We start from the raw sequence: 24,546 nt of genomic DNA on the forward strand, positions 1-24,546 counted from the left end.
GGACGCGACCCGCAGGCTTCAGTCGGCGGACATCTGTGAAAGGCAACATGGCAGACCACTACGAGGTGCTAGGCGTTCCCCGGGACGCCAGCACCGACGACATCAAGAAGGCCTACCGGCGACTCGCGCGGGAGCTCCACCCCGACGTGAATTCGGGAGCGGATGCGGCGGAGCGCTTCAAGCTCGTCACGCACGCCTATGACGTGCTGAGCAACAGCGAAGAGCGCAGCAAGTACGACCGTGGCGGCGACTCGCCGTTCGGCGGGGGCGGTCAGGGGTTCGGCGGGTTCGGCGACATCTTCGAGACGTTCTTCGGAGGCCAGGGCGGCGGCCGCGGACAGCGCCCCCGGTCGCGCCGGGAGCGCGGGCAGGATGCCCTGGTGCGCGTCACGCTCGAGCTGTCGGATGTCGTGTTCGGCGTTCACCGCGACCTCGAGGTCGACACCGCCATCATCTGCGAGACCTGCCAGGGCTCGTGCTGCCAGCCGGGCACGCAGCCCGTCACGTGCGACATCTGCGGAGGGTCCGGCCACGTGCAGCGGACCGTGCGGAGCCTGCTCGGCAACGTCGTCACGAGCCAGCCCTGCCAGACCTGCCAGGGGTACGGCACGACGATTCCCTACCCCTGCTCGACGTGCCAGGGCCAGGGGCGCGTGCGCTCGCGTCGCACGGTTTCGCTCGACATCCCCTCGGGTGTCGAGACCGGTCTGCGTCTGCAGCTGCCCGGCTCCGGCGAGGTCGGACCCGCCGGTGGCCCCCACGGCGACCTCTACATCGAGGTCACGGTCGCGCACCACGAGGTCTACAGCCGCGAGGGCGACGACCTGCTCGCAACCCTCGAGGTCTCGATGCCCGACGCCGTGCTGGGTACGACGACCACGATCGAGGCGCTCGACGGTCCCGTCGAACTCGAGATCCGCCCGGGCATCCAGGCTGGTGACGTCCTGACGATCAAGGGACGCGGCATCACCGCCCTTCGCGGATCCCAGCGCGGCGACCTGCGGGTCGGCGTGCAGGTGCTCACCCCGACGCGTCTCGACGCGAAGGAGAGGGCCCTCGTCGAAGAGCTGCGCAAACGCACCAAGGCACCCGCACCCAAGCTCGCGCACTTCCAGCAGGGCATCTTCTCGAAGCTCCGCGACCGCTTCCGGAACGGTTGATGGCACTGCACTTCGTCGCCGATGCGGCGACGGATGCTGCGGTCGGGGGTCTGCTGGTACTGACGGGTGCCGAGGCCCATCACGCGGCGGTCGTTCGCCGCGTGCGCCCGGGTGAGCCCGTGACGGTCGGCGATGGCCGGGGCGTGTGGCTGGACGGCGTTTGCGAAGACGTCACGCCGAAAGAGGTCGCCGTCCGCGTGTCGTCGCGTCGGGTGGAACCGCAGCCGACGCCGCGGCTCGTGCTCGTGCAGGCGCTCGCGAAGGGCGACCGTGATGAGCTCGCCGTGCAGGCCGCGACCGAGCTCGGCGTCGATCAGGTCGTGCCCTGGCAGGCGGGGCGCAGCGTTTCGCGGTGGTCGGGCCCGAAGATCGAGAAAGGTGTCGCGCGGTGGGAGGCCATCACGCGCGAGGCGGCCAAGCAGGCGCATCGAGCCTGGATCCCGGATGTCTCGGCCCCGGTCACGACCAAGCAGCTCGCCGCGATGGCAGCGTCAGCGTCTGTGCTCGTTCTCGAACCCACGGCCGATGCGACGCTCACCGCGCAGTTGCGGAAGCCCGTCGAGGAGCGCGACATCGTGCTGGTGGTGGGCCCGGAGGGTGGGATCGCACCGGACGAGCTCGACGCGCTGGTCGCGGCCGGTTCTGTTCTGGTGCGGCTCGGCGCCACCGTTTTGCGGACGTCGACCGCGGGCCCGGCCGCGCTGGCGGTCGCAAGCGCCGCGCTCGGCCGCTGGTAGCGCTGGCCGGTCGCTGCGCCACCCCGGTCACTGAGCTTGTCGAAGTGACCTGCCCGGCCTCTGAGGTTCCTCTGCTCCCTTCGACGAGCTCAGGGAGCGCGGCCCCTCGGTCACTGAGCCTGTCGAAGTGACCCGCCTGGCCCACGGCCGCGTACATCTCAGAGGTACAACTCGCTCTGAACGCCCCAGAATCGCCACACCAGGCCACATCCGCCCCATCGCACCTCTCGGATGTTCGCCTGGCACGCGTGGGCGGCCCGCCCGACCACGCGTGAGCGCCGCTCGGTAGACTGGCATGGTGAGCACAGAACCCTCGATCTTCACGCGCATCCTGCGCGGTGACATCCCCTCCGAGATGGTGGGCGAGACCGAGAACGTGTTCGCCATCAATGACATCGCGCCCCGCGCGCCCCTGCACCTGCTGGTCATCCCGAAGACCGAGAAGTACCGCAACGTCGTCGAGCTCGCCGCGGGCGATCCGGAGCTGCTCGCCGAGATGATCGGCCTCGCGAACACGCTCGCGATGCAGCACTCCGACGGCGACTTCCGGCTCGTTTTCAATACCGGGGCCGAGGCAGGCCAGACCGTTTTCCACGTACACGCCCACGTTCTCGCGGGCGGACTTTCCGAGAAGAGCGTCAGTGACTGAACCGACCGAAGAGACTTCGTCGGGCGGAGAAACCGTCAGCGATCGCGTTCTCGCCGACGGCGTCGCGATGGTGCAGCTGCTCGGCCCGCAGGATCGTCTTCTGCGTGTGGTCGAGAAGGAGCATCCGGACGTGGACGTCCACGTTCGCGGGAACGAGATCACGCTGTCAGGACCGCGGGATGCCGTGGGCGCCGCCCGCACCCTCGTCGACGAACTGCTCACCATGACTCGCGAGGGCTACAGCGTTGCGCCTGCCGACGTGTCCTCGTCGGCGCGGATGCTCGGCGGCGACCCCGCACGTCGCCCATCGGATGTGCTCGGCGAGGCGATCCTGACGTCGCGCGGCAAGATCATCCGCCCGAAGACCCTCGGGCAGAAGGAGTACGTCGACGCGATCGAAGAGAACACGATCACGTTCGGCATCGGACCGGCGGGTACCGGCAAGACGTACCTCGCGATGGCGAAGGCCGTGCAAGCGCTGCAGCGCAAAGAGGTCAGCCGCATCATCCTGACCCGTCCCGCGGTCGAGGCGGGGGAGCGGCTCGGGTTCTTGCCCGGCACGCTCAACGACAAGATCGACCCGTACCTGCGACCGCTGTACGACGCGCTGAACGAGATGATGGACCCCGACATCGTTCCCAAGCTCATGGCGACGGGCACGATCGAGGTCGCACCCCTCGCGTACATGCGCGGGCGGACGCTCAACGACTCGTTCGTCGTGCTCGACGAGGCGCAGAACACCACGCCCGAGCAGATGAAGATGTTCCTGACCCGCCTCGGGTTCAACACCCGGATGGTGGTCACGGGTGACATCACTCAGGTGGATCTGCCCGGCGGATCGTCGGGGCTCCGGCTCGTGACGCGGGTGCTCGATGACATCGACGACATCCATTTCGCCCGCCTGACGAGCGCGGATGTCGTGCGGCACACGCTCGTCGGAAAGATCGTCGATGCGTACACCGAGTACGACGAACAGCGCACGGCCGAGCGCTTCGAGCGTGAGCAAGCCGCGCAGTTCGCCAACCGAGCCGAGCGCCGCTCGTCGACCCGCCCGCTCGGGCCCCGCGATCGCAAGTCTCCGCACCAGTTCCCAGGAGGACGCTCGTGACCATCGAGATCACCAACGAATCCGGGGTGACGGGTGTCGACGAGACGAAGCTCCTGCGCCTGATGGAGTACAACCTCGCAGAGCTGCACGTCAGCCCCGAGGCCGACGTCGCGATCATCCTCGTCGACGAGGGCGCGATGGAGGCGCTGCACGTGCAGTGGATGGATGAGCCCGGCCCGACGGATGTCCTGAGCTTCCCGATGGACGAGCTGCGCCCCGGCACGGAAGACATTCCGACGCCCCCGGGTCTGCTCGGCGACATCGTGCTCTGCCCGCAGGTCGCTGAGACTCAGGCGCGCGAGGCCGGTCACACGACGGAGGACGAACTGCTTCTCCTCACCACGCACGGACTGCTGCACCTGCTCGGCTTCGATCACGCCGAACCCGAAGAAGAGCGCGAGATGTTCGCTCTGCAACGGGATCTGCTCATCGGCTTCTCGGTGCGCGAGCGACGCCGTAGACCCGCATGACCGCGCTCCTTCTTCTCCTCGCAGCCCTTTTTCTCGTAGCCTTCGCGGGCCTGATGGCCGCCCTCGACGCCGCACTGAGCGTCACTTCCCGGGCGGACCTCGCCGAATGGGCGCTCACAGCGCGGGCGCGGCGCTCACTCCGTGCGATCGCCTCGGATAACGACGCGCACCTGAATGCGGTGGTGTTCATCCGCATCCTGGCCGAGACCGCGGCCGCCGTTTTCGTCACCGTCGCGCTGACGATCCTGCTGGACTCGATCTGGTGGGCGATGCTGGCCGCCGTGATCCTGATGACCGGCGCCTCGTTCGTCCTCGTCGGGGCGAGCCCCCGCACGGTGGGGCGCCAGCACGCCGAGGGCCTGCTGCGCGCGGTCGCCCCGCTCGTGCGGTTCGTCCGTGTCATCCTCGGCCCGATCGCGGGTGCCCTGGTCGCGCTCGGCAATCGCGTAACGCCGGGTCGTCGCCGGGTCGCGTCGTTCGCGTCCGAGCAGCAGCTGCTCAGTATGGTCGACGAGGCCGCCGAGGCGGATCTGATCGAGGACGAGGACCGCGAACTCATCCACTCGGTCTTCGACTTCACCGACACATTCGTGCGCTCGGTCATGGTGCCGCGCACCGACATGGTCACGCTCGACGCCAGCGCCAGCACGGATGACGCGATGGGCCTCTTTCTCAGCACGGGCGTCTCCCGCATCCCCGTCACCGAGGGAAGCGACGATGACATCGTCGGCATCCTGTATCTCAAAGACCTGGTCCAGTCGGGATTCGGTGCCGGTGACGGATGGCGTACCCAGGGCATCCGCAAGATCCTCCGGCCGGCGAGCTTCGTCCCCGAGTCGATGATGGCCGAGACCCTGCTGCAGCAGATGAAGCGCGATGCCGTGCACGTCTGCATCGTCGTCGACGAATACGGCGGTATCGCCGGGCTCGTGACGCTCGAGGACCTGATCGAAGAGCTCGTGGGCGAGATCGCGGACGAGTACGACGTGCCCCAGAACGAGATCGTGGAGCTGAGTCCCGGTCGGTACCGCGTGAGCGCACGCAGCTCGCTCGACGACATCGGCGACCTGTTCGGGATCGAACTCGAGGACGACGACGTGGACTCCATCGGCGGCCTGCTGGGGAAGGTGCTCGGGCGCGTACCGCTGCCCGGCGCCGAGGCGACGCATGAGGGCATCGTCATGACCGGGGGTGCGTCGCGCGGCCGCGGGCGCGGGATCGCGACGGTTTTCGTCGAGCGGTCCGCCGAACTCATCGCGGCGGAAGAGGCCTTCGCCGAGACGAACACCGGTCCGATCGAGAAGGTCGGCGCGTCCGAAGGGCGCAAACGAAAGGGAGAATCCCGTGACTGACGCGGTTTCGCAGGATGGCGCGGGGGACGGATCGGGAACGCTCCGCAGTGGCTTCGTCACGTTCGTCGGTCGCCCGAACGTCGGCAAGTCCACGCTCACGAATGCCCTGGTCGGCGAAAAGATCGCGATCACGAGCGAGAAGCCGCAGACGACGCGTCGGGCGATCCGGGGGATCCTGAATCGTCCCGCGGGTCAGCTTGTGATCGTCGACACCCCGGGGATCCACAAGCCGCGAACGCTGCTCGGTGAACGACTCAACCACCTGGTCGATCAGGTGCTGGGCGACGTCGATGTGATCGCGTTCTGCGTTCCGGCGACCGAGAAGGTCGGTCCCGGCGACCGCCGCATCGCCGAATCGCTCGACGGATATCGCCGTGCGCGCAAGGTCGCGTTGGTGACGAAGACGGATGCTTCGTCGCGCGAGCAGATCGCGGAGAGGCTGATGGAGGTCGATTCGCTGCGTGAGGACTGGGCCGCTGTCATCCCGATTTCGGCTGAGTCGGGCGAGGGGCTCGAGATTCTTGCCGACGAGCTGCTCGGCCTGATGCCGAAGGGTCCGGCGCTCTACGGAGCGGATGTCGTGACGGATGAGTCGACCGAGGATCGCATCGCCGAGATCATCCGCGAGGCGGCGCTGCAGGGTGTGCGCGATGAGTTGCCGCACTCGATCGCGGTGACGATCGCCGACATCCTGCCGCGCGAGGATTCGGACCTGATTGACGTTTACGCCGACCTGGTCGTCGAGCGCGACAGCCAGAAGGCCATCATCATCGGACACCGCGGGTCACGGCTCGCGGATGTCGGGGCTCGCGCGCGTGCGCAGATCGAGCCGCTGATGAAGTCGCGCGTGTACCTGCACCTGCACGTGCGGGTAGCGAAAGAGTGGCAGCGCGACCCGAAGCAGTTGGGGCGCCTGGGCTTCTAGGCGGTTGCCGGGTTTCCTGCTCGGGCTCGGGTTCTCTGTTTCGATCGCCGGACTCTGTCGGGTGAGGCCCCGTCGCGCGCTCCGTCCGCACGATCGCGGGCCCGCCACGCCGGTCCGCGCCTTTGTTCGGCGGCGCGTCGCTGTTCCGATCGTGCGAACGACACCGGATGGCTGTCGAGGACAACGACCGAGACGGATGCCGGGGAAATAGCCGAGACCGATGGTGGGGAAGCGGCTGAGCCGGATTTCGAGGACAGCGGCCGAGACGGACGTTGAGGCATGCCGACCGACACCTCGGCCTAAGTCCGCCGCGCGACCAGGTCGAGCAAGCGCGTGCGGGATGTGGTGACCGGCCGCCACCGCGGATTTCGCTCGATCCATGGCGGAGCCTTCACTTCCGGAACGCCCCTATTCATCCGGATCTGCCAGCCTCCGTGGTCGATGAAGCGGTGATGGTTCCAGCACAGCAGCACACCGTTGTCGGTATGCGTCGGTCCGCCCTCGGCGTGGTCCGTGACGTGGTGGATTTCACACCAGGCGGCGCGGACGCCGCAGCCCGGGATGATGCATCCGCCGTCCCGCAGCGCGATCGCGCGACGCTGATGCCGGTTGAAAACGCGCTCTTCGGTGCCGATGCGCTGAATGCGGCCGTTGTCGCCGAGCAGCACGCGCTGGATCACTCCGGCGCAACCCACGTGCGCGGCTGCACGCGCCGAGACCGGTTCGTCGATACCGTCGACGTGCGCCCACCCCGTGTCGGACACGAGGTCTTCGGCGCGGACCGAGATCACCAGCGTGGGAGCGGCCCCGCCGATGGTCGGAAGCTGTTCGCTGGATGCCGCGACCGACAAAGCCGTCGCCAGGGCATCGTGACGCTTCTGTGCCGAGGTGCGCGGGTCATCGGCGAAGCCAGAATCGCCCTCGCCCTCGCCCTCGCCCTCGCCCTCAGGGCGGAACGAGACGCCGTCGCCCACGCGCGGCGACCCGATCGCGTCGCAGATCCGCTGGAACTGCGCGGCAACCTCGGGCAGAAGAGAGCCCCGCAGCGGGACGACTCCGTCGCGCGCGACACCGAGGGTGACCCCGCGCATCCGCATCGCCTGCTGTTCCTTCGGCTCGGCACCGTCCTGGTCGAGCGCGGCGGCCCACACCTGAGCCTGCACACGCAGCAGATCGGCACACGCGGGCGGCGCACCATCGGGCCCGGTGCCGCACGCCTCGGCGGCGAGCACCGCGTCGGCGACCCGCAGCGACTCGAGCGGCACGCGCTGGCTCATCGGCTCGAGCGGCCCGGAAACAGCAATCAGCCCGTCGATCCCGACCTCGCCCTCGAGCAGTGCCGACCGCAACGCGGGCAGAAGCGCGGGCAGCGGCCCGCCGCTCAGCGACTCACCCAGCGCGACACCCTTGGCCCCGCGCTGCAGACGAGCGGCGGATGCCGGACCCATCCGTGTCGCCCGCTGCACGAGCTCGCTCACGTCATGGCATCCGCGCCGCGCCGTCAGCCTCAGGTCGCGATCGGGGCCGGATGACCGACGGGACACTTCACCGACCGACTCCACGAGCACCGCGTCGGTGAGCCGCTGCAGCTCGGCCGCGAGGCTCAGAGCGCGCACCACCTGGTCATCGCTCGCGGCCAGAATCTGCCCGTCGCCGAGGGCCTGAGTCACGTGTGCGCGCGCCTGCTCGATGGCCCCTTCGAGGTGATCGAGCAGTGCTTCCATACCCTCAATTCTGCCGAGGGCCACCGACATCGAACCCCGGTTTCTGCCCGATCAAGCGTGAATAATGGGGTGTCTCGAGAAATTCATTTGCGCGACTTCCGACCGGCCTGTCAATGTTCGCCGACAGTCCACGAGAGAGCTCAGTCGAACGGACGCATTGCCGAGCGAACGACAACGACACCCTCGCCGTAGGTCGTATCAGCCGCGGCCTGCAGAGTCCCGTCGTCCCAGACGACATCGACCCACAGCCATCCGTTCTCGGGGTACGACGCCAAAAATCCGTTGCCGATCAGTTCAGGCACGGCATCCTGCATCTCCGTCAACTCGGCCTCGGTTGCCATTCCCGGCTTGCCGCCCGTCGGATCCGCCGGCGCGATCGGGTCGTAGAGTGCCAGCATCACCGGCTCGCCGGTGACCGCGAACGAGGAGCCGTCGTAGGTGCCGCGCACGGCGTAGGCGCCCCACGTCACGTCGCCCGATGTCTCCCACCCCTCGATCCCGTCCCACGACCACCCCTCGACCGGGATGCCGCTGCACTGCGGCGGGTACGACTCGGCGATGGGCCCGAGGCACAGTTCGACCGTGCCGTCGACATCCCTCACAGTGCCCTGTGCCGACACCTCGCCGGCGGGCGGCGACGGTGCCTCCCACACGACCGCCTCGCCCGAGCCCGAGCCCGCGGACGAGGTCGCACAGCCGGCGAGCAGGAGAACGGATGCGGCGGCCACGGCGCCGGTGGTGATGAAACGGCTCATACCTGAGAGTGTCGCGGCGGGCGGGATCGTCTCACCATACATCCTGCTACCATCGATCCCATGCGTTTGCGCGGGCTTCTCCTCCTTAGCCGCCGCGACGAGGCTTCGATCTAGGGCCTTTCTCGTCGCGGAGCTTGTCGTTGGCCCCCACAAGTTCGATCAGAGAAGCGACGACATCATGGAGAACACCCAGAAACCTTCCGGGATGCCGGTACACAAGTACCGCCCCTACCACGAGCAGATCTCGGTGCAGCTGCAGGGCCGCACGTGGCCCGACAAGCGGATCACCGAAGCGCCGCGCTGGTGCGCGGTCGACCTGCGCGACGGCAACCAGGCGCTCATCGACCCGATGAGCCCCGAACGCAAGCGCATCATGTTCGAACTCCTCGTCAGCATGGGCTACAAAGAGATCGAGGTCGGGTTCCCGTCCGCCAGCCAGACGGACTTCGACTTCGTCCGCCTGCTGATCGAAGACGGCCTCATCCCCGACGACGTCACGATCCAGGTGCTCACGCAGGCGCGCGAAGAGCTGATCAAGCGCACTTTCGAGTCGATCAAGGGCGCGAAGCAGGCGATCGTGCACCTGTACAACTCGACCAGCGTTCTGCAGCGCGACGTCGTGTTCCGCACCGACAAGCAGGGTGTCATCGACATCGCCCAGCAGGGCGCGCGCTGGTGCAAGCAGTACGAAGAGACGGTTCCCGAGACGACGGTCTACTACGAGTACTCGCCCGAGAGCTACACGGGCACCGAGCTCGAGTTCGCTGCCGAGGTCTGCAACAAAGTCATGGAGATCTTCGTGCCGACCCCCGAGCGCAAGGTCATCCTGAACCTGCCCGCGACGGTCGAGATGGCGACCCCGAACGTCTACGCCGACTCGATCGAGTGGATGGGCCGCAACCTCAACCACCGCGAGAACGTCATCATCTCGCTCCACCCGCACAACGACCGCGGCACCGCGATCGCCGCCGCCGAGCTGGGTTACCTGGCCGGAGCGGACCGCATCGAGGGATGCCTGTTCGGCAACGGTGAGCGCACGGGCAACGTCGACCTCGTCGCACTCGGCATCAATATGCTGACGCAGGGCATCGACCCGCAGATCGACTTCAGCGACATCGACCAGGTCAAGCGCACGGCCGAGTACTGCAACCAGCTGCCCGTGCCCGAGCGCAGCCCCTGGGCCGGCGACCTCGTCTTCACGGCGTTCAGCGGATCGCACCAGGACGCCATCAAGAAGGGCTTCGAGGCGATGGATGCCCGGGCCACCGCCGAGGGTGTCTCGGTCAACGAGCTCGAATGGGCCGTTCCGTACCTGCCGATCGACCCGAAGGACCTGGGTCGCTCGTACGAGGCCGTCATCCGCGTCAACTCGCAGTCCGGCAAGGGCGGCGTCGCGTACCTGCTGAAGAGCGACCACGCGATCGACCTGCCGCGCAAGCTCCAGATCGAGTTCTCGGGCGTCGTGCAGGCGAAGACGGATGCCGAGGGTGGCGAAGTCTCGAGCGATCAGATCTGGTCCATCTTCCGCGACGAGTACCTGCCGGCCGCCGAGGCCGACGCACGCTGGGGTCGGTTCGAGCTGCTCGCGACGCGCACGCAGAGCGACATGAGCGGGGACGTCTCGCTCGAGGTCACGCTGCGGGACGGCGACGAGCGGTTCGAGGCATCCGGTCACGGCAATGGCCCGGTTGCGGCGTTCCTCGAGGTCGTTCGTGCCCAGGGATACGACGTCACGGTCTACGACTACGTCGAGCACGCGCTCAGCGCCGGCGGCGACGCCCAGGCCGCGGCTTACGTCGAGCTGCAGGTCGAGGGTGAGCGCCTGTGGGGCGTCGGCATCGACGGCGACATCTCGACCGCGAGCCTCAAGGCGATCGTCTCGGGCGTGAACCGCGCGATCCGCACGCGGGAGCGCTCGCTCGTCTCGGCCGTCTGACCCGGCTGGTTGGCTGCGGTCTCACGCGAAGTGGGGCACCGCGGGTGCTGTGGGGCAGGTTCTGACGTGCCCCACAGTGCTGCAGGTGCCCCACAGCACGGCTACCGCTACGGCTTGATGACCGGCAGCACGCCGGTCTCGGCGGCCACGCGGCGTCGGTACAGCATGCGCTGCTCCGGCAGCGAGAGGTCGAACACCACGGCCAGCACCCGGATGACCGCCGTGACGACGATCCCGGCGATCGCGGCCGGGACGATCGCGAGCCCGAGCGTGGCAGAGACGGCAAGCACGAGGCATCCGGCTCCCGCGGCGACGGCGTACAGGGACCCGACGTGCATCACCGCTACGGGCAGCCCCATGATCACGTCGCGCAAGATCGACCCGCCCACGGCCGCGACAACGCCGACGAACACGGCCGGCACAAGGGGCAGCCCGACGGCGAGCGCCTTACTCGTTCCGAACGCGCCGAACAGGCCGATCACGATCGCGTCGAGCCCGACGATCACGCCGTTCACGCGACGGAACACCCCCGAGAGCAGCATCCCGACCAGGGAGGCCGCGACCGCCGTCAGCAGGTACCAGTTGCTCTGAAGTGTCGACGGCGGCAAACCCAGCAGGAGGTCGCGGATGAGCCCGCCACCCATGCCGATCACGATCCCGATGATCGCCACCCCGAGCAGGTCCAGGCGCCGCTGACCCCGGAAGCCGGACGCAAAGAGCGCACCCTGGATGCCTCCCAGCGCCACGGCTGTCAGGTCGGCCCAGAGCGGGATCATGAAGAGGGGTTCCACCCGTCCATTCTCGCCGCCACGGCACCCTTCGACCGGCACCCGTGGGCGAGCCGCGCGACCCGGTGTCGCCGCACCGCCGGATAATGGACCGGTGCCCACTTACCGCGACGAGGTCGTGATCCTCCGCACCCACAAGCTGGGCGAAGCAGACCGGATCATCACGATGCTGAGCCGTCGGCACGGCAAGGTCCGGGCGGTCGCGAAAGGTGTGCGGCGTACGGCGTCGCGCTTCGGGGCGCGACTCGAGCCGTTCATGGTCGCGGATGTGCAGCTGTACGCCGGACGCAACCTCGACATCGTCCAGCAGGCCGAGAGCCTGGGGTCGTACGGCGCCGACATCGTCGTGCACTACGAGCGCTTCACGGCCGCGAACGCGATGGTCGAGACCGCCGATCGCCTGAACGAGTCCGAGGCCACGCCCCAGCAGTACCTGCTCCTCGTGGGTGGCCTCCGGGCACTCGCGAAGGGCGAGCACGGCTCGCGTAGCGTCCTCGACTCCTACCTGCTGCGGGTCATGGCGCTGTCGGGCTGGGCCCCGAGCCTCAGCGAGTGTGCGCGATGCGGCGCCGCGGGCCCGAACGACTACTTCGTCGCCCAGCTCGGCGGCATCGTCTGCAACGACTGCGCACCCCCGGGCAGCGCACGCATCGGCCCCGACGCCGTTCGCCAACTCGGTGCGCTGATGGCGGGGGAGTGGGATGTCGTGGCCGCGGCGCCCCCACGTGCCCTGGCCGCAGCATCCGGCGTCGTCGCGGCGTACACGCAGTGGCACCTCGAGCGAGGCATCCGCTCGCTCTCGCATCTCGAAGGACCTCGATGAGCCCCAAGCCCTACACGCACAAGGATGCCGTGCCGTATCGCCCGCTCGACTGGACGGGGGTGTACCCGCCGGAGTTCCCGGCCGGCTCGGTCCCCGAGCATGTAGCGATCGTGATGGACGGCAACGGTCGCTGGGCGAATCGCCGCGGCCTGTCGCGGGTCGAGGGGCACAAGGCGGGCGAGGCGTCGCTGCTCGACGTCGTCGCGGGGTCGATCCAGGCGGGCGTGAAGCACCTGTCGGTCTACGCGTTCTCCACCGAGAACTGGACACGTTCGCCTGACGAGGTGCGGTTTCTCATGGGTTTCAACCGTGACGTGCTGCACCGCCGACGCGATCAGCTGAACGAATGGGGCGTGCGCGTGCGTTGGGCGGGGCGCAAGCCGCGGCTGTGGGGCTCGGTCATCAAGGAACTGCAGCATGCCGAGCAGCTCACGGCGGGAAACGACGTCCTGACCCTCACGATGTGCGTCAACTACGGCGGTCGCGTCGAGCTCGTGGATGCCATGCGGCAGATCGCCGAGGATGTGGCACGCGGGCGCATCCGGCCCTCCGCCGTGACCGAGAAGCTGATCCGGCGCCACCTGTATGTACCGGATATGCCCGACGTCGACCTGTTCATCCGCTCGAGCGGCGAGCAGCGAACGTCGAACTTCCTGCTGTGGGAGTCGGCCTACGCCGAGTTCGTTTTTCTCGACACGCTCTGGCCCGACTTCTCGCGCGCCGACCTCTGGCAGGGCATCGAGATGTACCTCGATCGCGACCGCCGCTTCGGTGGCGCGATCGACACGCCCGGCAGCGCCGACGCCTCGTAGGTCGAACATGCGGGCGCGGGAATACGCGCGGATGCATCGGGTGTTGAGCCCGGTATGACGGATGCCATCAAGATCGACGTGTGGAGCGATATCGCCTGCCCCTGGTGCTACATCGGCAAGCGGAATCTCGAGAACGGACTCGCGGAAGCATCCGCAGATCCCGACGGTCCCCGCGTCGAGGTGACCTACCACTCGTACGAGTTGTCTCCCGACACTCCCGTCGACTTCGAGGGTGACGAGGTCTCGTACCTCGCGAACCACAAGGGCGTGCCGCTCGAGCAGGCGCGCGAGATGATCGATCGCGTCACGGATGTCGCCGCCGCTTCCGGACTGGCCTACCGCTACGACCTGCTCAAGCACACGAACACCGTCAAGGCCCATGAACTGCTGCACTTCGCCAAGGACAAGGGGCGCCAGCTCGACATGGCCGAGCGCCTGATGGCGGCGTATTTCACGGAGGGCAAGCACGTGGGTCGCATAGATGACCTCGTAGCCCTCGCCGCCGAGGTGGGGTTCGACGCGGATGAGACGCGCGAGGCCCTCGAGTCAGAGCGGTATCTCGCGGATGTTCGCGCGGATCAGGCGCAGGCGCAGACCTACGGCATCAACGGCGTGCCGTTCTTCGTGATCGACGGCAAGTACGGCGTCAGCGGCGCCCAGCCCGCCGAGGCGTTCGCGCAGATCGCCCGCCAGGTGTGGGCTGAGCGCGGCGAGGCCGCGAGCGAGCCCGAGCCCGTCGGGGCGTGACCGAGCTCGCGGGCGTGGCCTAGCCCGCCGGGGCGTGGCCTAGCCCGCCGGGGCGTGACTTAGCTCGGCAGGTTGCTCTCGATGACCGAGACGATGGCCGGGTCGTCGGGCTTCACGGTGGGGCGGAAGCGGTGCACGGTTCCTTCGGGCGTGAGCAGGAACTTCTCGAAGTTCCACAGGAGGGGGCCGTGCGCTCCCTCGGAGTCCTTGGCCTTCTTCAGCGCCTTGTAGATCGGCGCGGCACCGCCGCCGTTCACTTTGACCTTGTCGAAGATGGGGAATGTGATGCCCCAGTTGACGGCGCAGTAGTCGAGGATCTCGTCCATCGATCCGGGTTCCTGACCCATGAACTGGTTGCACGGAAAGCCGAGCACGGTGAAGCCGCGGTCGCCGTAGGTGCGCTGCAGCTGTTCCAGCTGCTCGTACTGCGGGGCGAGGCCGCACTTCGATGCGACGTTGACGATCAGAATCACCTTGTCGCCGTAGTCGGAGAGCGAAGCGGTGCCTCCGTCCGCGGTGTGGAAGGGGATGTCTCGGATGTCCACAACGGTCTCGCTGGTCATGTTGTCCACGATACGACCATGCATCGCGGCGAGGCGCGCATTCTGTCTGGGAGAATGGGAGGATGTCCGGCCTTCTTGCTTCCGCGCCGACGTTGCGCATCGGGCCGCTCGCTCTTGATGTTCCCGTCGTGCTTGCGCCGATGGCGGGCATCACGAACACGGCGTTCCGGCGTCTGTGCCGCGAGTACGGCGCGGGCCTGTACGTCAGCGAGATGATCACGTCTCGGGCACTCGTCGAGCGCAACGCGACCACCATGCGGCTTATCCAGCACCATGAGTCCGAGACGCCCCGTTCGATCCAGCTCTACGGCGTCGACCCCGTTACGGTCGCCGAGGCCGTGCGCATCATCGTGTCCGAAGACCATGCCGACCACGTCGACCTGAACTTCGGATGCCCCGTGCCCAAGGTCACGAAGAAGGGCGGGGGAGCGGCGCTGCCGTGGAAGCTCGGCCTGTTCCGCGACATCGTCGAGGGCGCGGTGAAGGCCGCCGGTGACGTTCCGCTCACGATCAAGATGCGCAAAGGCATCGACGACGACCACCTGACCTATCTCGAGGCCGGACGCATCGCCGAGGGCGCGGGCGTCGCATCCGTCGCCCTGCACGCGCGCACGGCCGCGCAGTTCTACTCGGGTCAGGCCGACTGGTCGGCGATCACGAAGCTCAAAGAGACCGTGACGAGCGTGCCTGTGCTCGGCAACGGCGACATCTGGTCCGCTGACGATGCCGTCCGCATGATGTCTGAGACCGGGTGCGATGGGGTCGTGGTGGGACGCGGATGCCTCGGGCGCCCGTGGCTCTTCGGTGAGCTCGCCTCGGCGTTCGGCGCGGATGCACCGGCCGTCGATGCCGACCTCGGGTTCGTTGCGCGTGCATTCCGCCGCCATGCCGAACTCCTGGTCGAGTTTTTCGAAGACGAGGGTCGTGGATGCCGCGACATCCGGAAGCACGTCGCCTGGTACTTCAAGGGCTATCCGGTGGGCGGTGAGACTCGGGCGAGCCTCGCGACCGCCTCGACGCTGGACGAGATCGACGAACTCCTCGCCGAGCTGCCACACGACGCGCCGTATCCCGGCGCTGCCGCGGAGGGTCAGCGCGGTCGCGCGGGCACCCCGAAGCGCCCGGCCCTGCCCGACCGCTGGCTCGAGAGCCGCGACGTCGACGTGGTCGAGAGTCGCGAGATCGCGGCCGCGGAGTTGCACCACAGTGGTGGGTAAAGGCGTGGCAGACAAGGGCGTGGCGGCTCACGCCAGGAAAGAACCCGCAGCGATCCGCACGGACGGCTACGGCGAGCACGCGACCGAACGTTTCCACGTCGAGGAACATCGCTCGAAGCGCGACGATTTCGCCCGTGACCGGGCGCGCGTCCTGCATTCCGCGGCCCTCCGCCGCCTCGCCGCCAAGACCCAGGTGCTGAGCCCGGCGAGCCCCGCCGACTTCGCCCGCAACCGCCTCACGCACTCGCTCGAGGTGGCGCAGGTGGGCCGTGAGCTCGCGACCTGGCTGGAACTCGCCCCCGATGTCGTCGATGCGGCCTGCCTCAGCCACGACCTCGGGCACCCGCCGTTCGGGCACAACGGCGAGCGTGCGCTCAACGACTGGGCCGATGACATCGGCGGGTTCGAGGGCAATGCGCAGACCCTGCGGATCATCTCGCGCCTCGAACCGAAAGTGATCGACGCCGACGGGCACAGCGTCGGCCTGAACCTCACGCGGGCCAGCCTCGACGCGACCTGCAAGTATCCGTGGACGTCGGAGCATCCGCTGCCCGACGCGGGCGGACGCCTGAAGTACGGCGTCTACGCCGACGACGAGTCCGTCTTCCGTTGGATGCGCGAGGGCGCCCCCGGCCGTGTGCGGTGCATCGAGGCCGAGGTCATGGACCTGGCCGATGACATCGCCTACTCGGTGCACGACTTCGAAGACGCTGTGACGAACGGATACCTCGATCCGCGCCGTCTCTCGGATCCGGCCGAACACCAGGCGCTCGTCACGGCGCTCCAGGCGTGGGTCGGTTTCGACTTCGCCCGGGACGAGCTCGACGACGCGCTGTATCGCCTGACGCGGATGCCGGAGTGGATCACCTCGTTCGACGGATCGCGCGCCGCCCTCGGTCGATTGAAAAATCTCACGAGCGACCTGATCGGACGCTTCGCGCGCGCCGCCACGACTGCGACGCGCGAGGCTTATCCCGCCCGCACCCTGACGCGGTACAGCGCCCACGTGGTCGTGCCGCGTGTCGTCGAGGCGGAGGTCGCCGCACTCAAGGGCATGGTCGGCGCCTTCGTCGTATCGATCGATGGACGCAAGACGCTCTACAAGGAGCAGAGGCGGATGCTCAAACGCCTCGCAACCGCTCTCTGGGAGGCGGGCCCGGCCCAGCTGACCCCCGCGCTGCGCGGTGACTTCCTGGCCGCGGACTCCGATGCCGCCCGTCGCCGCGTCATCGTGGACCAGGTCGCCAGCCTCACCGACCAGGACGCCCTTTCATGGCACGAGCGACTCCTCGGCGAGGTGGATGCGGGCGCCCTCGGCATCTGGACCCCGGGCTCGCGTCCCTGGTCGAAGGACAGCTGATGGCGGGGCGGATCGCTCAGGCCGACGTCGAAGAGGTCAAGGCCCGCACGAACATCGTCGACATCGTGGGGGAGCGCGTCGCCCTGAAATCGGCCGGTGTCGGCTCGATGAAGGGGCTCTGCCCGTTCCACGACGAGCGCAGTCCGAGCTTCCACGTCCGCCCGCAAGTGGGTTTCTACCACTGCTTCGGATGCGGGGAGTCGGGGGACGTCTACACGTTCCTGCGGAAGATGGACCACGTGACGTTCACCGACGCCGTCGAACGCCTGGCCGCTCGCATCGGGTTCACGCTGCACTACGAAGAAGGCGGCGGTCCCGCACCCGAGACGAGTGGGCGGGCACGTCTGTATGCCGCCAACCAGACTGCGGCGGCCTGGTTCCAGAGCCAGTTGTCGACTCCCGAGGCCGAGGCGGCCCGGCGATTCCTCGGCGAGCGCGGGTTCGATGCCGGAGCCGCCGCGCACTTCGGAGTCGGCTACGCGCCGAAGGGGTGGGACAACGCGCTGAAGGCGCTCTCCGCCGAGGGTTTCTCGCGCGAAGAGCTCACGACCGCGGGCCTGATGTCTCAGGGGCAGCGCGGCGTGTACGACCGCTTCCGCGGACGCCTGGTGTGGCCCATCCGTGACGTGACGGGTCAGACGGTCGGATTCGGCGCCCGCCACCTGTACGAGGACGATCAGGGCCCCAAGTACCTGAACACCCCCGAGACCCCGATCTATCACAAGTCGCAGGTGCTCTACGGGCTCGACCTCGCCAAGCGCGATATCTCGCGCGCAGACCAGGTCGTGGTCGTCGAGGGGTACACCGATGTCATGGCCTGCCACCTGGCGGGCATCACGACGGCGATCGCGACCTGTGGCACCGCGTTCGGAACCGACCACATCACGGTTCTGCGGCGCGTGATGGGCGACGACAAAGCGTCCGGCGAGGTCATCTTCACGTTCGACCCGGATGCCGCGGGGCAGAAGGCGGCACTGCGTGCCTTCGCCGAAGAGAAGCGGTTCTCGGCCCAGACCTATGTGGCCGTAGCGCCCGAAGGTCTCGACCCGTGCGATCTGCGGCTGCACCGCGGTGACGCCGCGGTCCGCGCCCTGCTCGAGCACAAGCAGCCCATGTACGAATTCGTGATCGATCGACGGATCGCGGACTACGATCTCGCGAGCGTCGAGGGACGGATCGGGGCGCTGCGGGCGGCGGCACCGATCGTCGCAGACATCCGCGACCCGTCGCTCCGCCCCGGCTACACCCGGGTACTCGCCCGTCGCCTCGGCATGGACATCGGCGAGGTCCGTCCCGCGGTCGAGCGCGCGGCCCGGGGTGCGGCGCGTGAGGGAGGCCGTGCCGACCAGGCTGCCAAGCAGGGGACCGCAGCGGACGGTGGGCCCGCGCCGGTTGCGGCCGTCACGCTCGCCAACCTGCCGCACACCCCCGACGTGCTGCTCGAACGCGACGCGGTCATGGCATTCCTGCAGTATGGACACACGGTCCCCGAGGAGTTGCGGGCGCGCGCGATCGCCCAACCGATGCGACACCCGGGGCTCGAGGCCGTCCGCGAGTCGATCGCAACAGGAGACCCCGCACGTCCCGGTTGGGCGCTGACGGCGATCGAGAACGTGCGCGAGCCCTACCGCGGGCTCGCGGCGGAACTTCTCGCCGCACCGTTCCCCGCGCGGGACGAGCAGAGCGCCCAGGCATCCGCGGTCTCGCTCGCTCGCCGAATGCTGGCGCGCGCGATCGATCGCGAGAAGACGGAGTTGCTGAGCGCGGTCCAGCGGGTTCCGGCTGCCTCGGATGAGGGGCGCACCCTGCGGATGCGCCTTCGCGATCTCGATGCGCAGCGACACGCGTTGCTTACCGAAGACTGAATTCCCGCCCGGCGCGTGTGATCCGGGGCATGATGAAGAGCATGGCCCGGTGTCGAGACATCCCTTTCGCAATCCTTGCGGAGGATCTGTCGCTGGCTCACATGTCCGGTTCTCGTCCGGGCGGCGGTCGCGCGGTCGACGGTGTCTCTTTCGAGCTCTTGCCGGGTCGGTCGCTGGTCGTGATGGGTTCGACGGGGTCGGGCAAGTCGAGTCTTGCGGTGGCTCTCGCCGCCCGCGGGACCGACGATCTCGCGGTCGTGGGCGGCCAGGCATTCGTCGACGGGGTTTCGATTCGTCACCCGGGTCGCGCGAAGCGTTCGCTGATGTACTACACCGGGTACCTGCCGCAACGAGCGGGCGCCGATCTGCCGCCGCGCTCGACGGCGGGCGAGATCATCACCGAACCGATCACGAGCCGCGACCGCAAGGTCGGTGAGCGGGCGCTGGCGCTGGTCGTCGCATCGATGCTCGATGAGATGCATCTGCCGCTCAAGGTTGCCACGCAATTCCCGTACGAACTGAGCGCGGGGATGCGGCAGCGCGTCGCCCTCGCCCGCGCCCTCGTGCTGCAGCCCCGTGTGTTGATCGCAGATGAACCGCTCGCGAACCTGGACGTCGCATCGCGGGCGGTTGCCCTCGCCGCGCTCCGACAGCGCGCGACCGCTTTTTCGATGGCGACGTTGGCCGTGTCGAACGATGCAGAGCTTGCGAGTGCACTCGATGCCGACGTCGTCGTGCTGCAACACGGGCACACCGTGGCGCAGGGACCACACGATCGTCTGGCGTGGGCGCCCGGTGCGGATGTCGACCCGTGGCTGGTCGCTCCCTGATGCGTGGGTTGTCGTTGCGGGCGGTTCGGGTTTGCTAGGATAGTTGGGTTGCCTGGCGCGAGTCGGGCGCATTCCTCCATAGCTCAATTGGCAGAGCAATCGGCTGTTAACCGATAGGTTCTTGGTTCGAGTCCAAGTGGGGGAGCAGTGACAGAACTGGCTACGGGTGGCTGGGTTCTGCTTGTGATCGCGGCCCTCATCGTCGGATTGTCGAAGGCCGCTCTGCCCGGCGCGAGTACCCTCTCCGTGGCGATTTTCGCGGCGATCCTGCCGGCGAAGCAGTCGACCGCGACCCTGCTCGTGCTCCTGATCGTGGGTGACGTCTTCGCGCTCTGGGCGTACCGCCGCCACGCCGATTGGCGAGCTCTCGGCCGGCTGGTCCCGGCCGTCGCGGCCGGTCTCGTACTCGGCGCGATCTTTCTCGTCGTCGCCGACGATTCATGGGTGCGTCGCACGATCGGGGTCATATTGCTGATCCTCATTGCCGTCACGCTGTGGCGTCGCTACGCGCGGCGCGGCGAGCCCGCCGTGGATCGAGCGCGCTGGCCCGCGGCGGCCGCTTACGGTTCTCTCGGTGGATTCACGACGATGGTCGCCAACGCCGGTGGCCCGGTCATGTCGATGTATTTTCTCGCATTAGGGTTCCGCGTGATGGCGTTCCTCGGGACAGCGGCGTGGTTCTTCGCGCTCGTCAATCTGACGAAGCTGCCCATCATGTTCGGTCTCGGGTTGATCACGCCGGGCACCCTGTTGATGGATCTGATCCTCGTCCCGGCGGTGCTGATCGGTGCGTTCGGTGGGCGCATGATCGCGGGGCGGATCAACCAAACCTGGTTCGAACGCGTCGTCATCGCGCTCACGATCGTCGGCGCACTGTACCTGCTCATCTGACGCGTTCTGTCGGCGTGGCGGGTGCAGAATGCTGTCTTCGGGTGCCGAATCGGTCTATTGTCATGCGCACCATGGTTGTGTTCGAGCGGGGCACGATCCGCCAAAGACGGTTTGTCGTCTTCGTTCGCGCCCAATTGCCGCTGCTTGTCGGCACGACGTTTGTGATCGTGAGCTCGCTGTTCGTGGTGCCCGAGGTGCGCGGCGACGTTTTCCTCCTCATCGGCGGCCTCGTGATCGTGGCTTCGTGTGTGGTGGGCCTTCTCGTCCCGTGGCACAAGATCAACGCTCCCGGGCTCGTCGTCCTCGCTATCGCGGACGTCATCGGAGTGGCTTTCGTCCGCGAGTCGTTGTTCCCCTACGTACCCTCGGTCGAGATCTTGGCGATCTTCCCCGTGCTCTGGTTGGCGTACGGTTTCACCCAGTGGGTTGTCGTCGCCGCGGTGGCGGGCACGATCTTTATCGCCGCGTTTCCCTACTTGGTCGCGTGGACGGTGCCGCAGTCCGGGCTCGAGTGGCTGAACCTTCTGACTTTGCCTGTGCTCGTCATCGGAATCGCCGTCCTCGCGAACTTGGCGGCCGAAGAATTGCGAACGCGCCGCGCACGTCTCATCCATGCTTTTGAGGTTCAACAAGCGGCACTCGAAGAAGCGCAGGACAACTCGGTCATCTCGCGAAGCATCCTCGACACCGTTCAGGCGGGAATCGCGTTCGTCGCCGAGGATGGCGAGTCCATCGCCAACGATCGTGCGCTGAAGGTGGCGGCCGCGATCGGATTCAAGCCGGGAAGGCCGCCGTACAGCGGTGAACGCATGTACGGTTCCGATCGCGTGACGCCTATTGCTCCCGATGAACAGCCGATACCGCGCGGCCTTGCGGGCGAGACGGTGGAAGAGCATTTCGCGTGGGTCGGTGGGGCCCATCGGCAATCCGCGATCATCACCTCGACGAGCCCCGTGCGGCGAGACACGGGCGAGCTGCTCGGAACCGTGATCGTGATGCACGACGTGACGGACCTGGCCGAGGCAATCGAAATCCGTGAGCAGTTCCTGCGCACCGCGTCGCATGAACTGCGCACCCCGCTCACCGCTGCCGTCGGATATCTGGATCTGCTCGAAGAGGACCCCGATCTGCCGCCACGACTGGCGGCTCGGCTCGACACGGTGCGCCGCGGCATGGAACGACTGACGACGCGCATTGCAGAGTTGATTGCGGCAAGCGACGACGGCGTCGAGCTGCAACCTGTGCGGATGGGCGTCGGACAGCTCGTGGAGGACAGCATCGACAGCCTCGATCCGGCCCTGCGCGGGCGCGTCATGCGCTTCGGAACAGACGGCCCGGGTCTGGAAGCCGACGTCGACCCGCGTCGTCTCTCGCAGGCGATCGGGGAGTTGCTGACCAACGCGATCAAGTTCGGCGAGGATGACATGCCCGTGGTCGCGCGCCTTTCGGGTGCGGGCGAATCGATTGAGTTGCAGATCACCGACACCGGACCCGGGATGTCGCGTGCCGAACTCACTCGCGCCTTTGACTCGTTCTACCGGGCACCCGCGGCCCGGGCCCAGGCGATCCAGGGTTTCGGGCTCGGCCTGCACATCGTCCGCAACATCTTCCGGGCCCACGGCGGGGACGTCGAGCTGCGCAGCGAAGTAGGCGTGGGTACGACCGTGATCTGTCGGCTTCCCCGGCCGGTCGTTTAGTCGCCCGAGCCCCGGTGGGCCAGCGGGTCTTCGCCGAGCATCCGCCACACCGTGTTGGTCAGCGCGGGGTGCACGAGTGCGATCTGCCGCAGCACCCGATAGTGGCGGACGTGCGTCGGCATCCGTCCCCCGTCCGCGATGATCGCGTCGGCACGGAGCATGTGTACGACGAGCTCGTCGACGGTGGGCAGCTCTTCCATGAAGGCCCAGGGATCTTCGCCGTGGCGAAGACGCTCCTCGACGACGACGCCGAGTTCTTCGGATGCCTCGGCGCGGAGCACTTCCAGGCTCGCGCGTCGCTCGATCCGTACCTCTTCCACCCTTCGAGCCTACGCGCGGATTCGGCGGTGGGCGCGAGGCGCGGACGACGCGGCTCGGCCTACGCGTCGAGGTCGTCGACGCCCGGCATCCAGGACCGGCCGGGCACGCCCCAGCCGCGCTTGCGTACGATCTTCGCGGCCGTCTTGGCGTCGGCGTCGTCGATGCGGTCGACGTAGAGAATCCCGTCGAGATGGTCGAATTCGTGCTGCAGGATGCGCGCACGCCAGCCATCAACCTCGAGCCGGACGGGCGCGCCGTCGAGATCCGTTCCCGTGACGATGGCGCGGTCGGCGCGGCGCAGCGGAAACCGTTCACCGGGGAACGACAGGCATCCTTCGCTCTCGTCGTCCGGGTCGGGATGACCGGGCTCCGGCGGAGTGATCCAGAGCTCCGGGTCGACCACGACACCGCGCCAGGGCGCACCGTCATCGTCCTCGTACGAATACACGAAGATCCGAAGCGGCACCCCCACCTGCGGGGCGGCGAGCCCGACGCCCGGTGCGGCGTCCATCGTCTCGTACATGTCGGCCACCAGAGTCCGGATCTCGTCGGTCACGACGCCGACGCGAGCTGCGGGGGAATGAAGGACGGGATCACCCAGGATCACGATCGGGAGCACGGCCACGTCTCGAGCCTAACCGGAGCGCCTCGAGCCATCGGCATCCGCCTCGGTTAGTGTCGATGCGTGATGTGGCTGGGATCAGTTGAAGAAGTCGGCGAGCAGCTCGTCGGCGCTTTCCAGAATCCAGGCCTGCTCCTGGGTATCCCGCTGGCCCTCGCCGGCGCGGTTTTCATGTCGTTCGGCGCCCTGTATCAGCACCGCGGTGTGGAGAAGGTGGAACGCCTGAGCGGGCAGGACGGCGCGAGCGGCCTCACGATGCGGCAGATGTCCCGGTTGATCTCGCGCCCCTCCTGGGTCGTCGGCACGCTGATGCTCGGGATGGCGATTCTCTGCCAACTGGGTGCACTGACCGTCGCTCCACTCATCGTGGTGCAGCCGCTGGGCGCGATCGCGCTCGTCGTCACGACCCTGCTGAACTCGCGCGTGAGCGGCCTCGCGCCGACGAGGCGATCGCTGATGGCGATCGTCGCGTGCGTCGGCGGCATCTTCATCTTCGTGATCATCGCCGCGATCTTCGCGACCGAGCGGCCGCTCAGCGAGAACGAACTCGTCACGGTACTCGTGACGCTCGGCGCCGTGCTGGTGGTCATGATCGCGCTCTGGATCATGCTGCGGAAGCGGATGCGGGCGCTGTTCTACATCCTGAGCGCCGGTGTCGTCTACGGCTTCGTCGCAACGCTCGCAAAGGTCGTCATCAAGCGGATTCAGGCCGGCGAATTCGAGTGGCTGACGCTCCTCTGCCTGATCGCGCTGCTTGCGGCGGCCGGTCTCGGCGCCTACTTCGTTCAGACCGCCTACTCGTCGGGCCCGCCCGACCTGGTGATCGCGGGCCTCACGGTCATCGACCCCATGGTCGCGGTGCTGATCGGCCTGCTCGTTCTCGGCGAGGGCGGCGCGGCGCCGCTGTGGGCGCTGATCGGTTTCGCCATCGCGGGGGCCATCGCGGTGTGGGGTGTCATCACCCTGGCGCGCTTCCATCCGCAGGTTCTGTCGCACAGTCAAGAGTTCCCGATCCTCCGCGGGGGATCGGCATCCAGCGGAGGTTCGACGCGACCCGCGATGGACGATGGCGCGGGTCCCGATCCTCTCGTCTGACGGACGCTAGGCTTTTCCTTACGGGGCGGTGGCCAAGCTGGTCAAGGCAGCGGGCTCATAACCCGACGATCGTGGGTTCAAGTCCCACCCGCCCTACTC

24 protein-coding genes and 2 tRNA genes are annotated in these 24,546 nt (G+C 67.8%); 20 read left to right on the forward strand and 6 right to left on the reverse strand.

The features are described from left to right. The first annotated feature begins 47 nt into the window (after positions 1-47). From dnaJ to era, 7 genes are all read left to right on the forward strand, one after another. Positions 48-1,160: a molecular chaperone DnaJ gene (gene dnaJ / locus ACIQ0W_RS12220; protein WP_396643025.1), complete on the forward strand. Its 1,113-nt coding sequence runs from the start codon at positions 48-50 to the stop codon at positions 1,158-1,160. Further along, the gene (locus ACIQ0W_RS12225; RefSeq protein WP_396643027.1) at positions 1,160-1,897 is read left to right on the forward strand and encodes a 16S rRNA (uracil(1498)-N(3))-methyltransferase; all 738 of its coding nucleotides are present in this window, start codon (positions 1,160-1,162) and stop codon (positions 1,895-1,897) included. The genes dnaJ and ACIQ0W_RS12225 overlap by 1 nt, the downstream gene beginning before the upstream one ends. Before the next feature lie 295 nt (positions 1,898-2,192). Next, on the forward strand, positions 2,193-2,546 hold the full coding sequence (locus ACIQ0W_RS12230; protein ID WP_396643028.1) for an HIT domain-containing protein: 354 nt from the start codon (positions 2,193-2,195) through the stop codon (positions 2,544-2,546). A gap of 67 nt (positions 2,547-2,613) precedes the next feature. Beyond that, on the forward strand, positions 2,614-3,654 hold the full coding sequence (locus ACIQ0W_RS12235; protein ID WP_396643081.1) for a PhoH family protein: 1,041 nt from the start codon (positions 2,614-2,616) through the stop codon (positions 3,652-3,654). Continuing rightward, positions 3,651-4,124: an rRNA maturation RNase YbeY gene (gene ybeY, locus ACIQ0W_RS12240; RefSeq protein ID WP_036299005.1), complete on the forward strand. Its 474-nt coding sequence runs from the start codon at positions 3,651-3,653 to the stop codon at positions 4,122-4,124. Before ACIQ0W_RS12235 ends, ybeY begins: the two co-directional genes overlap by 4 nt. Next, positions 4,121-5,476 carry a hemolysin family protein gene (locus tag ACIQ0W_RS12245; protein WP_396643029.1) on the forward strand — a complete coding sequence of 452 codons (1,356 nt, stop codon included), beginning with the start codon at positions 4,121-4,123 and terminating at the stop codon, positions 5,474-5,476. The genes ybeY and ACIQ0W_RS12245 overlap by 4 nt, the downstream gene beginning before the upstream one ends. Further along, positions 5,469-6,401, forward strand: a complete 933-nt coding sequence (gene era / locus ACIQ0W_RS12250) for a GTPase Era (protein ID WP_396643030.1) — start codon at positions 5,469-5,471, stop codon at positions 6,399-6,401. Before ACIQ0W_RS12245 ends, era begins: the two co-directional genes overlap by 8 nt. 299 nt (positions 6,402-6,700) lie before the next feature. Here the strand turns inward: era and ACIQ0W_RS12255 are convergent, their stop codons facing one another. Continuing rightward, entirely contained in the window at positions 6,701-8,125 is a 1,425-nt protein-coding gene (locus ACIQ0W_RS12255) for a DUF222 domain-containing protein (RefSeq protein ID WP_396643031.1), read from the reverse strand. 140 nt (positions 8,126-8,265) lie between these two features. Next, entirely contained in the window at positions 8,266-8,880 is a 615-nt protein-coding gene (locus ACIQ0W_RS12260; RefSeq protein WP_396643032.1) for a hypothetical protein, read from the reverse strand. Between the two features lie 178 nt (positions 8,881-9,058). On the opposite strand from ACIQ0W_RS12260, the gene leuA reads away from it, so the two are divergent. Beyond that, a complete protein-coding gene (gene leuA, locus ACIQ0W_RS12265) occupies positions 9,059-10,816 on the forward strand; it encodes a 2-isopropylmalate synthase (RefSeq protein ID WP_396643033.1) in 1,758 nt (585 codons plus the stop codon). Between the two features lie 107 nt (positions 10,817-10,923). Here leuA and ACIQ0W_RS12270 read toward each other — a convergent pair whose 3' ends face one another. Beyond that, complete coding sequence (locus ACIQ0W_RS12270; RefSeq protein ID WP_396643082.1) at positions 10,924-11,592, reverse strand: trimeric intracellular cation channel family protein; 669 nt, start codon at positions 11,590-11,592, stop codon at positions 10,924-10,926. Between the two features lie 106 nt (positions 11,593-11,698). Here ACIQ0W_RS12270 and recO point away from each other — a divergent pair, with 106 nt between their 5' ends. The 3 genes from recO to ACIQ0W_RS12285 are packed head-to-tail and all read left to right on the forward strand — an operon-like array spanning position 11,699 to position 13,986. After that, a complete protein-coding gene (gene recO, locus ACIQ0W_RS12275; protein ID WP_396643034.1) occupies positions 11,699-12,427 on the forward strand; it encodes a DNA repair protein RecO in 729 nt (242 codons plus the stop codon). After that, complete coding sequence (locus ACIQ0W_RS12280) at positions 12,424-13,239, forward strand: isoprenyl transferase (protein ID WP_396643035.1); 816 nt, start codon at positions 12,424-12,426, stop codon at positions 13,237-13,239. Before recO ends, ACIQ0W_RS12280 begins: the two co-directional genes overlap by 4 nt. 54 nt (positions 13,240-13,293) lie before the next feature. Next, positions 13,294-13,986 (forward strand): DsbA family protein, encoded by a 693-nt coding sequence (locus ACIQ0W_RS12285; RefSeq protein ID WP_396643036.1) that lies wholly within the window; start codon positions 13,294-13,296, stop codon positions 13,984-13,986. 59 nt (positions 13,987-14,045) lie between these two features. On the opposite strand, the gene ACIQ0W_RS12290 is transcribed toward ACIQ0W_RS12285, so the two are convergent. Then, positions 14,046-14,549 (reverse strand): glutathione peroxidase, encoded by a 504-nt coding sequence (locus ACIQ0W_RS12290; protein WP_396643037.1) that lies wholly within the window; start codon positions 14,547-14,549, stop codon positions 14,046-14,048. Between the two features lie 62 nt (positions 14,550-14,611). Here ACIQ0W_RS12290 and dusB point away from each other — a divergent pair, with 62 nt between their 5' ends. The 7 genes from dusB (at position 14,612) to ACIQ0W_RS12325 (ending at position 22,409) form a co-directional block, all read left to right on the forward strand. Continuing rightward, positions 14,612-15,766 carry a tRNA dihydrouridine synthase DusB gene (dusB, locus tag ACIQ0W_RS12295; RefSeq protein WP_396643039.1) on the forward strand — a complete coding sequence of 385 codons (1,155 nt, stop codon included), beginning with the start codon at positions 14,612-14,614 and terminating at the stop codon, positions 15,764-15,766. Positions 15,767-15,770: 4 nt separating this feature from the next. Further along, positions 15,771-17,126 carry a deoxyguanosinetriphosphate triphosphohydrolase gene (locus tag ACIQ0W_RS12300; protein WP_396643041.1) on the forward strand — a complete coding sequence of 452 codons (1,356 nt, stop codon included), beginning with the start codon at positions 15,771-15,773 and terminating at the stop codon, positions 17,124-17,126. Beyond that, positions 17,126-18,991: a DNA primase gene (dnaG, locus tag ACIQ0W_RS12305; protein ID WP_396643043.1), complete on the forward strand. Its 1,866-nt coding sequence runs from the start codon at positions 17,126-17,128 to the stop codon at positions 18,989-18,991. Before ACIQ0W_RS12300 ends, dnaG begins: the two co-directional genes overlap by 1 nt. A 101-nt stretch (positions 18,992-19,092) precedes the next feature. Beyond that, entirely contained in the window at positions 19,093-19,821 is a 729-nt protein-coding gene (locus tag ACIQ0W_RS12310; RefSeq protein ID WP_396643044.1) for an ATP-binding cassette domain-containing protein, read from the forward strand. 72 nt (positions 19,822-19,893) lie between these two features. Next, positions 19,894-19,966 (forward strand) — tRNA-Asn (locus ACIQ0W_RS12315). 2 nt (positions 19,967-19,968) lie between these two features. Beyond that, a complete protein-coding gene (locus ACIQ0W_RS12320) occupies positions 19,969-20,712 on the forward strand; it encodes a sulfite exporter TauE/SafE family protein (RefSeq protein WP_396643046.1) in 744 nt (247 codons plus the stop codon). A 71-nt stretch (positions 20,713-20,783) separates the two neighbouring features. Then, positions 20,784-22,409, forward strand: coding sequence for an ATP-binding protein (locus tag ACIQ0W_RS12325; protein ID WP_396643047.1), 1,626 nt, complete (start codon positions 20,784-20,786; stop codon positions 22,407-22,409). Here the strand turns inward: ACIQ0W_RS12325 and ACIQ0W_RS12330 are convergent. Then, a complete protein-coding gene (locus ACIQ0W_RS12330; RefSeq protein WP_100813155.1) occupies positions 22,406-22,729 on the reverse strand; it encodes a tryptophan synthase subunit alpha in 324 nt (107 codons plus the stop codon). The two genes, ACIQ0W_RS12325 and ACIQ0W_RS12330, sit on opposite strands and share 4 nt — an antisense overlap. A 59-nt stretch (positions 22,730-22,788) precedes the next feature. Beyond that, positions 22,789-23,355, reverse strand: coding sequence for a peptide deformylase (gene def, locus ACIQ0W_RS12335; protein WP_396643048.1), 567 nt, complete (start codon positions 23,353-23,355; stop codon positions 22,789-22,791). A gap of 63 nt (positions 23,356-23,418) precedes the next feature. On the opposite strand from def, the gene ACIQ0W_RS12340 reads away from it, so the two are divergent. Both ACIQ0W_RS12340 and ACIQ0W_RS12345 read left to right on the forward strand, forming a co-directional pair. Continuing rightward, positions 23,419-24,447 carry a DMT family transporter gene (locus ACIQ0W_RS12340; protein WP_100813157.1) on the forward strand — a complete coding sequence of 343 codons (1,029 nt, stop codon included), beginning with the start codon at positions 23,419-23,421 and terminating at the stop codon, positions 24,445-24,447. Between the two features lie 22 nt (positions 24,448-24,469). Further along, a tRNA-Ile gene (locus ACIQ0W_RS12345) sits at positions 24,470-24,543 on the forward strand. The last annotated feature ends 3 nt before the right edge of the window (positions 24,544-24,546 follow it).

Source organism: Microbacterium sp., assembly GCF_044340635.1.
Lineage (GTDB): Bacteria > Actinomycetota > Actinomycetes > Actinomycetales > Microbacteriaceae > Microbacterium.

Bases quoted from the DNA above. Each gene is read 5' to 3' on its own strand.
- ACIQ0W_RS12280 (WP_396643035.1), top strand. From the start codon at position 12,424: ATGAGCCCCAAGCCCTACACGCACAAGGATGCCGTGCCGTATCGCCCG.
- dnaG (WP_396643043.1), top strand. From the start codon at position 17,126: ATGGCGGGGCGGATCGCTCAGGCCGACGTCGAAGAGGTCAAGGCCCGC.
- ACIQ0W_RS12285 (WP_396643036.1), top strand. From the start codon at position 13,294: ATGACGGATGCCATCAAGATCGACGTGTGGAGCGATATCGCCTGCCCC.
- ACIQ0W_RS12340 (WP_100813157.1), top strand. From the start codon at position 23,419: ATGTGGCTGGGATCAGTTGAAGAAGTCGGCGAGCAGCTCGTCGGCGCT.
- ACIQ0W_RS12270 (WP_396643082.1), bottom strand. From the start codon at position 11,592: ATGATCCCGCTCTGGGCCGACCTGACAGCCGTGGCGCTGGGAGGCATC.
- ACIQ0W_RS12260 (WP_396643032.1), bottom strand. From the start codon at position 8,880: ATGAGCCGTTTCATCACCACCGGCGCCGTGGCCGCCGCATCCGTTCTC.
- ACIQ0W_RS12225 (WP_396643027.1), top strand. From the start codon at position 1,160: ATGGCACTGCACTTCGTCGCCGATGCGGCGACGGATGCTGCGGTCGGG.
- ACIQ0W_RS12290 (WP_396643037.1), bottom strand. From the start codon at position 14,549: ATGACCAGCGAGACCGTTGTGGACATCCGAGACATCCCCTTCCACACC.
- dusB (WP_396643039.1), top strand. From the start codon at position 14,612: ATGTCCGGCCTTCTTGCTTCCGCGCCGACGTTGCGCATCGGGCCGCTC.
- ACIQ0W_RS12235 (WP_396643081.1), top strand. From the start codon at position 2,614: ATGGTGCAGCTGCTCGGCCCGCAGGATCGTCTTCTGCGTGTGGTCGAG.
- ACIQ0W_RS12245 (WP_396643029.1), top strand. From the start codon at position 4,121: ATGACCGCGCTCCTTCTTCTCCTCGCAGCCCTTTTTCTCGTAGCCTTC.
- dnaJ (WP_396643025.1), top strand. From the start codon at position 48: ATGGCAGACCACTACGAGGTGCTAGGCGTTCCCCGGGACGCCAGCACC.
- ACIQ0W_RS12255 (WP_396643031.1), bottom strand. From the start codon at position 8,125: ATGGAAGCACTGCTCGATCACCTCGAAGGGGCCATCGAGCAGGCGCGC.
- ACIQ0W_RS12325 (WP_396643047.1), top strand. From the start codon at position 20,784: ATGGTTGTGTTCGAGCGGGGCACGATCCGCCAAAGACGGTTTGTCGTC.
- ACIQ0W_RS12310 (WP_396643044.1), top strand. From the start codon at position 19,093: ATGTCCGGTTCTCGTCCGGGCGGCGGTCGCGCGGTCGACGGTGTCTCT.
- ACIQ0W_RS12230 (WP_396643028.1), top strand. From the start codon at position 2,193: ATGGTGAGCACAGAACCCTCGATCTTCACGCGCATCCTGCGCGGTGAC.
- leuA (WP_396643033.1), top strand. From the start codon at position 9,059: ATGGAGAACACCCAGAAACCTTCCGGGATGCCGGTACACAAGTACCGC.